General features: G+C 70.8%; 8 protein-coding genes and 2 tRNA genes. 5 read left to right on the top strand and 5 right to left on the bottom strand.

Features of this window, described 5'->3' with window-relative positions; all coding sequences use genetic code 11:
- The 5 genes from VIU94_RS04700 to purS all read right to left on the bottom strand — a co-directional run.
- On the bottom strand, nt 1-770 hold a 770-nt coding region (locus VIU94_RS04700), incomplete at its 3' end, for a M23 family metallopeptidase (protein ID WP_331907833.1).
- A 35-nt stretch (nt 771-805) separates the two neighbouring features.
- Complete coding sequence (locus VIU94_RS04695; protein ID WP_331907831.1) at nt 806-1,312, bottom strand: ArsR/SmtB family transcription factor; 507 nt, start codon at nt 1,310-1,312, stop codon at nt 806-808.
- A gap of 106 nt (nt 1,313-1,418) precedes the next feature.
- Nucleotides 1,419-3,668, bottom strand: a complete 2,250-nt coding sequence (gene purL / locus VIU94_RS04690; RefSeq protein WP_331907829.1) for a phosphoribosylformylglycinamidine synthase subunit PurL — start codon at nt 3,666-3,668, stop codon at nt 1,419-1,421.
- Nucleotides 3,668-4,348 (bottom strand): phosphoribosylformylglycinamidine synthase subunit PurQ, encoded by a 681-nt coding sequence (gene purQ / locus VIU94_RS04685; RefSeq protein WP_331907827.1) that lies wholly within the window; start codon nt 4,346-4,348, stop codon nt 3,668-3,670. Before purQ ends, purL begins: the two co-directional genes overlap by 1 nt.
- Nucleotides 4,345-4,590 carry a phosphoribosylformylglycinamidine synthase subunit PurS gene (gene purS, locus VIU94_RS04680; RefSeq protein WP_318105238.1) on the bottom strand — a complete coding sequence of 82 codons (246 nt, stop codon included), beginning with the start codon at nt 4,588-4,590 and terminating at the stop codon, nt 4,345-4,347. The genes purQ and purS overlap by 4 nt, the downstream gene beginning before the upstream one ends.
- Before the next feature lie 316 nt (nt 4,591-4,906).
- On the opposite strand from purS, the gene VIU94_RS04675 reads away from it, so the two are divergent.
- The 5 genes from VIU94_RS04675 to VIU94_RS04655 all read left to right on the top strand — a co-directional run bounded on the left by VIU94_RS04675 (nt 4,907) and on the right by VIU94_RS04655 (nt 7,431).
- Nucleotides 4,907-5,239: a histone-like nucleoid-structuring protein Lsr2 gene (locus VIU94_RS04675; protein WP_331907825.1), complete on the top strand. Its 333-nt coding sequence runs from the start codon at nt 4,907-4,909 to the stop codon at nt 5,237-5,239.
- Nucleotides 5,240-5,350: 111 nt separating this feature from the next.
- Nucleotides 5,351-5,422, top strand: a tRNA-Gly gene (locus tag VIU94_RS04670).
- An 80-nt stretch (nt 5,423-5,502) separates the two neighbouring features.
- Nucleotides 5,503-5,575 (top strand) — tRNA-Gly (locus tag VIU94_RS04665).
- A 138-nt stretch (nt 5,576-5,713) separates the two neighbouring features.
- Complete coding sequence (locus VIU94_RS04660) at nt 5,714-6,655, top strand: ABC transporter ATP-binding protein (protein ID WP_331907823.1); 942 nt, start codon at nt 5,714-5,716, stop codon at nt 6,653-6,655.
- Complete coding sequence (locus tag VIU94_RS04655; RefSeq protein ID WP_331907821.1) at nt 6,652-7,431, top strand: ABC transporter permease; 780 nt, start codon at nt 6,652-6,654, stop codon at nt 7,429-7,431. The genes VIU94_RS04660 and VIU94_RS04655 overlap by 4 nt, the downstream gene beginning before the upstream one ends.
- The last annotated feature ends 40 nt before the right edge of the window (nt 7,432-7,471 follow it).

The following is a 7,471-nucleotide window of genomic DNA, read 5'->3' as shown; positions in this document are numbered from 1 at the left end:
CCGCGCCAGGTGAACGGGACGCCCCGAGCCGTCTCCAGGTCCGGGCCGTCCATCAGCTGGAAGTGCACGTGCGGCTCCGTGGAGTTGCCGGAGTTGCCGCAGCGGGCCAGCTCCTGGCCCGCGGTGACCCGGTCGCCGGGGCGGACGGCCAGGGAGCCGCGCTTCAGGTGCGCGTACATCGCGAACGTCCCGTCGCCGAGGTCGAGGACGAGGTGGTTGCCGGTCACCCGGCGGGCGCCGGCGAGCACGCGGGCGGCGGACTCGAAGAGCATCAGGTACAGCACGGCGGGCAGCGAGTTGCGGCTCAGGTGGTCGCGCTGCCCGTCCTCGGCGTGCACGACGGTCCCGTCGGCGACCGCGAACAGCGGGGCGTCGAAGGCGGGGAAGTCCCGGTTGCGGCGCATGACCGGCCAGAACAGGGCGAAGGACGGGCGCGGACGCTCGTCGGACTCGGCGGTGACGTCGATCGCGTACGTCTGGCCGAACTGGTGGGTGCCGTGGCTGGGCGTCCGGTCCGCCGGGCTGTTCAGCGCCGACCAGCGACCGGCGACTGGAGGCGCCACCTCGACCGGCGCCCGCGGCGGCGCGGCCGCGATCTCCCGGCGCGCGGTCCGGGCGAGCGTGATCGCGAGGACCGTGGCGGCGAGGGCCGGCAGCCAGCCGGCCCAGTACGGGTAGGGCAGGTCGACGAAGGACGAGGCGATGGCCTGCCCGGCGAACAGCAGCCACAGCGTGCGGTGGACGTTTCCCGCGAGCTTGCGTGCGGACATGGACTTCTCCCCCTGAGACATCCGGTGCGGTCCGGTCAAGGACGGGCGGCGGTGAGGACCACCAGGAGCGGGACGACCCGGGCTCCCGGTACCTCGTGGCGGCCGCGTCCGGCGGTGTGGAGCCAGCCGGCGGCGGTCAGTTGGCGCAGGTGGTGGTAGATCTGGCCGGTCGTGCCGATCTCCTCCAGCTCCGCCAGTTCGGCGGCCGTGCGCCGGCCGCCGAGGATCTCCCGCAGCAGCCGGAGGCGTACGGGATGACCGAGCGCGGCGAAGGAGTCGGCGACCTCGGACCAGTCCCGTTCCAGCAGGTCCTCGGTGAGTGCGCCGAACTGCCACTCGTACCGCTCCCCGGTGGGCAGCGATAGCGCGCCGGTGAAGAGGACCCCGCCGTCGGCGGCCGCCTCCCCCACCTCGGCGAGCTGCGCCTTGAGGCCCTCCAGGGCCCAGAAATCGCCCTCGGTGGGGGCGTGTTCCGTACGGTCGGCGCTCTCGAGCGCCGCCATGCGCCGCTCGAGTTCGGCGACGCGCTCTTCCAGCTCCATGAGTACGAGATTACGTAATCACGTAATCTCGTGCAAGCCCTGCGCGCGGAAACGCGAGAAGGCCCCCGCCTTCCTTCCGGCGGGGGCCTTCTCGTCGAGCGATGCGTCAGGCCAGCAGGCCCGGGATCGTCGCCTCGTGCGCGGTGCGCAGCTCCGTCAGGGAGAGCGCGAACTCACCCTGGACGTCCACGGCGTCGCCGTCGACGACACCGATCCGGGTCGCGGGCAGACCGCGCGCCCCGCACATGTCGGTGAAGCGGAGCTCCTCGCTGCGCGGGACGGCCACGACCGCACGGCCGGCCGACTCGCTGAAGAGGAACGTGAAGGCGTCGAGGCCCTCGGGGACGACCAGGCGCGCGCCGGTGCCGCCGCGCAGGCAGGACTCGACGACCGCCTGGACCAGACCGCCGTCCGAGAGGTCGTGCGCCGCGTCGATCATGCCGTCGCGGGACGCCGAGATCAGGATCTCGCCGAGCAGCTTCTCCCGGTCGAGGTCCACGGCCGGCGGCATGCCGCCGAGGTGCTGGTGGATCACCTCGGACCAGGCCGAGCCGCCGAACTCCTCACGCGTGTCGCCGAGCAGGTAGAGGAGCTGGCCCTCTTCCGCGAAGGCGATCGGGGTGCGGCGGTTGACGTCGTCGATCACACCGAGCACGGCCACGACCGGCGTCGGGTGGATCGCGACCTCACCGGTCTGGTTGTACAGCGACACGTTGCCGCCGGTCACCGGGGTGCCCAGCTGCAGGCAGCCGTCCGCGAGACCGCGGGTGGCCTCGGCGAACTGCCACATGACGGCCGGGTCCTCGGGCGAACCGAAGTTCAGGCAGTCCGAGATCGCCAGCGGCTTGGCGCCGGAGGCGGCGACGTTGCGGTACGCCTCCGCCAGCGCGAGCTGCGCGCCGGTGTACGGGTCGAGCTTCGCGTACCGGCCGTTGCCGTCCGTGGCCATCGCCACGCCGAGGTTGGTCTCCGCGTCGATCCGGACCATGCCCGCGTCCTCGGGCTGGGCCAGAACCGTGTTGCCCTGCACGAAGCGGTCGTACTGATCCGTGATCCAGGACTTGGAGGCCTGGTTCGGCGACGAGACCAGCTTCAGGACCTGGTCCTTCAGCTCTGCGCCGGTCTGCGGCCGGGGCAGCTTGCCCGCGTCGTCCGCCTGCAGCGCGTCCTGCCACTCCGGGCGGGCGTACGGCCGGTGGTACGTCGGGCCCTCGTGGGCGACGGTGCCGGGCGGCACGTCCACGATGAGCTCGCCGTGCCAGAAGATCTCCAGGTGGTCGCCGTCCGTGACCTCACCGATGACGGTGGCGGTGACGTCCCACTTCTCGCAGATCTCCATGAAGCGCTCGACGTGCTGCGGCTCGACGATCGCGCACATGCGCTCCTGCGACTCGCTCATGAGGATCTCCTCGGGCGAGAGCGTCGCGTCGCGCAGCGGCACGGTGTCCAGCTCGACCCGCATGCCGCCGGAGCCCGCGGAGGCCAGCTCGGACGTGGCGCAGGAGAGCCCGGCACCGCCGAGGTCCTGGATGCCCGCGACGAGCTTCTCCTTGAAGATCTCCAGGGTGCACTCGATGAGGAGCTTCTCCTGGAACGGGTCGCCGACCTGCACGGCGGGCCGCTTGGTGGGCTTGGTGTCGTCGAAGGTCTCGGACGCGAGGACCGAGACGCCGCCGATGCCGTCGCCACCCGTGCGGGCGCCGTAGAGGATCACCTTGTTGCCGGGGCCGGAGGCCTTGGCGAGGTGGATGTCCTCGTGCTTCATCACGCCGATGCAGCCGGCGTTGACCAGCGGGTTGCCCTGGTAGCACGCGTCGAAGACGACCTCGCCGCCGATGTTCGGCAGACCCAGGCAGTTGCCGTAGCCGCCGATGCCGGCGACGACGCCCGGCAGGACGCGCTTGGTGTCGGGATGGTCGGCCGCGCCGAACCGCAGCGGGTCGACGACCGCGACCGGGCGCGCGCCCATGGCGAGGATGTCGCGGACGATGCCGCCCACGCCGGTCGCCGCGCCCTGGTAGGGCTCGATGTACGAGGGGTGGTTGTGCGACTCGACCTTGAAGGTGACCGCGTACCCCTGGCCGACGTCGACGACGCCCGCGTTCTCGCCGATGCCGACGAGCATCGCGTCGTTCTCGGGGACCTTCTCGCCGAACTGCTTCAGGTGGACCTTGCTGCTCTTGTACGAGCAGTGCTCGGACCACATGACGGAGTACATGGCGAGCTCGGCGCCGGTGGGACGGCGGTCGAGGATCTCGCGGATGCGCGCGTACTCGTCCTGCTTGAGGCCGAGCTCGGCCCACGGCTGCTCGACGTCGGGGGTCTCGGTGGCGTGCTTGACGGTGTCGAGGCTCATCAGGCGTTGACCAGCTTCTTGAGGATCGAGGTGAAGAAACCGAGCCCGTCGGTACGGCCGGTGCCGATCAGCGGCTCGACCGCGTGCTCCGGGTGCGGCATGAGGCCGACCACGTTGCCCGCGGCGTTGGTGATGCCCGCGATGTCACGCAGCGAGCCGTTCGGGTTCGTGTCGAGGTACCGGAAGGCGACCCGCCCCTCGGCCTCCAGCTCGTCGAGCACGCGCTCGTCGGCGACGTACCGGCCGTCCATGTTCTTCAGCGGGACCTGGATCTCCTGGCCCTGCTCGTAGTCGGCGGTCCAGGCGGTGTCCGCGTTCTCCACCCGCAGCTTCTGGTCGCGGCAGATGAAGTGCAGGTGGTTGTTGCGCAGCATCGCGCCCGGCAGCAGATGGGCCTCGGTGAGGATCTGGAAGCCGTTGCAGATGCCGAGGACGGGCATGCCCGCCTTCGCCTGCTCGATGATCGTCTCCATCACCGGCGAGAAGCGGGAGATGGCGCCGGCCCGCAGGTAGTCGCCGTAGGAGAAGCCGCCGGCGAGGACGACCGCGTCGACCTGCTTCAGGTCCTTGTCGCGGTGCCAGAGCGAGACGGGCTCGGCGCCCGCCAGACGGGCGGCGCGCAGCGCGTCCTGGTCGTCGAGGGTTCCAGGGAAGGTGACGACTCCGATGCGAGCGGTCACGACTCCACCTTCACGGTGAAGTCCTCGATCACGGTGTTGGCGAGGAAGGTTTCGGCCATCTCATGGATGCGGGCGAGAGCGGCCTCGTCGACCGGACCCTCCACCTCCAGCTCGAAGCGCTTCCCCTGACGGACGTCGGCGATCCCCTGGAATCCCAGGCGCGGCAGCGCACGCTGCACGGCCTGCCCCTGCGGGTCGAGGATCTCCGGCTTGAGCATGACGTCGACTACGACGCGTGCCACTGGCACTCCCGGTGTGTGTTGCGTGGGCGGTTCCCTCAGCGTACCTGTCTCCAAATTCTACGCGAGTAGACTTTTGGAGGAGCACACAAAGACCGCCAGGAAAAATCCACGTGAAATATCGCGCCGCCCATTGCAGCAGCGGAGACACGCTGATGGAATTGCCGGGGCTTCACGATGCCGTGCCAACCGCTGTACAAAGGAATCCAGGGGAAAGCAGCATTGCCCCTCAACAGCCGGACATTCCGGCATCGCCGCACGTCAGGCGCGCCCGACCGGCAACCCTGATGCGACGAACCGCAGGAAAGGACCGATATCCGTGGCGCAGCGCGTAGTGGTCACGCTCTTCGACGACATCGACGGCGGAGAAGCGGCGGAAACGGTCACCTTCGGCCTCGACGGTAAGACGTACGAGATCGACCTCAATCCCGCCAATGCAAAGAAACTGCGCAAGGCCCTGGCCCCGTACGTGGCCGCCGGGCGAAAGCAGGCCGCCGGCCGTACCGGTGCGGTCGCGAAGACCCGTACGGTCACCGCACTGGCCCCCGCCCCGGCCGCCGTACGCGCCTGGGCGCAGTCCAACAAGATGGAGGTGCCGGCCCGCGGCCGCATCCCCAAGCGGGTCTACGAGGCGTTCCGCGAGGCCAGTTGAGGCGGGCGCTGACGGGACGCCAGGAAGCGATTTGCCATGCACCCCCGACCTTCGGCTAGAGTCTGGATCACGCCGAGGGGCGAGGCCGAAAGGCCGGACCTCGCGCAGCGTGCGGGTGTAGTTCAGTAGTAGAACATCCCCCTTCCAGGGGGAAGGCGCAGTGTGCAATTCCTGTCACCCGCTCTGCATCGTGTTACCGGCCACTCCGGTGGATCAGGTACAGTGGTGCTCGCACCGCCCAGTGAGAGCTGGTCGGGAGCAATGCGGACGTGGCTCAGTTGGTAGAGCATCACCTTGCCAAGGTGAGGGTCGCGAGTTCGAATCTCGTCGTCCGCTCGGGTACAAAGGCCCCGGTTCTCAGGAACCGGGGCCTTTGTCGTTCCCTGAACCGGCCCGCCGCCGATGACATTTGTCATGAGCAGTGGTGACAGCGCGCACTGCTGCCCGGCCCCGTCCGGCGGGAGTCTGAGGGACATGACGAATGTGATCGAGGCGGACGGCCTCCACCGGACCTACTCCGGCGGCTTCGAGGCCGTCGGCGGAATCTCCCTCGCGGTCCCCCGGGGCGAGATCTTCGCGCTCCTCGGGACCAACGGCGCCGGCAAGACCTCCACCGTGGAACTCCTGGAGGGCCTGGCCCGGCCCACCGGCGGCACGGTCCGGGTGCTCGGCCACGACCCGTACACGGAACGGGCCGTCGTCCGCCCCCGGATCGGCGTGATGCTCCAGGAGGGCGGCTTCCCGTCCGACCTCACCGTGGCCGAGACCGTACGCATGTGGGCCGGCTGCACCACCGGCGCCCGGCCCGCCGGCGAGGCCCTGGAGATGGTCGGGCTGACCGACCGGGCCGCCGTAAGGATCAAGCAGCTCTCCGGCGGCGAGCGGAGGCGGCTCGACCTCGCGCTCGCCCTGCTCGGCCGCCCCGAGGTGCTCTTCCTCGACGAGCCGACCACCGGCCTGGACGCCGAGGGCCGCCGCGACACCTGGGAGCTGGTCCGCCGGCTGCGCGACGCCGGCGCGACCGTGCTGCTCACCACGCACTACCTGGAGGAGGCGGAGTCCCTCGCCGACCGGCTGGCGATCATGCACAAGGGCCGGATCGTCACCTCCGGCACGCCCGCCGAGGTCACCGCCTCGCGGCCGGCCAGGATCCGCTTCCTGCTCCCCGAGGGCCTCGGCGCGGAGCGCCTGCCGCTCGGCCTGAAGGCCGCCGCGGACGGCCGGCGGGTGGAGATCCGCACGTACGCGCTCCAGGACGCGCTCGGCGAGCTGCTCGGCTGGGCCGCGACCGCCGGCGTACGGCTCGAAGGGCTCGACGCCCGCTCCGCCTCGCTGGAGGAGGCCTTCCTGGAGATCGCCTCCCGCGCCGACGACCCGACCACCTCCCGCACCGCCGACCTGGAAGAGGCCCGATGAACGCCACCGCCGCGCGCCTGACCGCCCTCGGGCGGGCCGAGCTCACGCTCCTCTCGCGCAACCGGAACAACCTCTTCGTCGCCGTGCTCATGCCGGTGCTGATGATCGGCCTGCTGCGCACCTCGCTCGCCGGGATGGACGACGGGAACCTCCCGATGGGCATCGCCGAGGCGACGGCGGTCGGCGGCACCGGGATGGTCCTCGTCCTCGTCGTCTACATGAACCTCGTCGCCACCTACGTCGCCCGCCGCGAGGAGCTGGTCCTCAAGCGGCTGCGCACCGGTGAGGCCCGCGACACCGAGATCCTGGCCGGCGGCGCGCTGCCGGCCGCCGTGATCGCGCTGGTCCAGTGCGCGCTGCTGACGGCGCTCGGCCCGGCCGCCCTGGGCGCGACCGCCCCGCACCGCCCCGACCTGCTGTTCCTCGGCGTGCTCGGTGCGATCGTGATGCTGGCCGCGCTGGCCGCCGTCACCACGGTGATCACCCGCACCGTGGAGAGCGCCGGCCTGACCACCCTGCCGTTCTTCCTGATCTCCGCGTGGGGCTCGGGGCTGATGATGCCCGTCGACTCGCTGCCGGACCCGATCGCCACCGTCTGCTCGATGCTCCCGCTCAGCGGGGTCATGGAGTTCGTACGGGCCGGCTGGCTCGGCGTCGGCGCGCCCGGCGCGGCAGGCGGCACGGAACTGCTGGGCGCGGGCATCACCACGGTGGCCTGGATCGTGCTGAGCGTGTTTGCTGTCCAGAAGTGGTTCCGCTGGGAACCGCGACGCTAGGGAACCGCGACGCCAGGGGAATGCGCCGCCGGGGGAATGC

The organism is Streptomyces sp. (genome assembly GCF_036566765.1).
Taxonomy (GTDB): Bacteria; Actinomycetota; Actinomycetes; order Streptomycetales; family Streptomycetaceae; genus Streptomyces.
The sequence above is the reverse complement of the archived record's forward strand: the minus strand, read 5'-3'. Positions and strand labels throughout refer to the sequence as shown.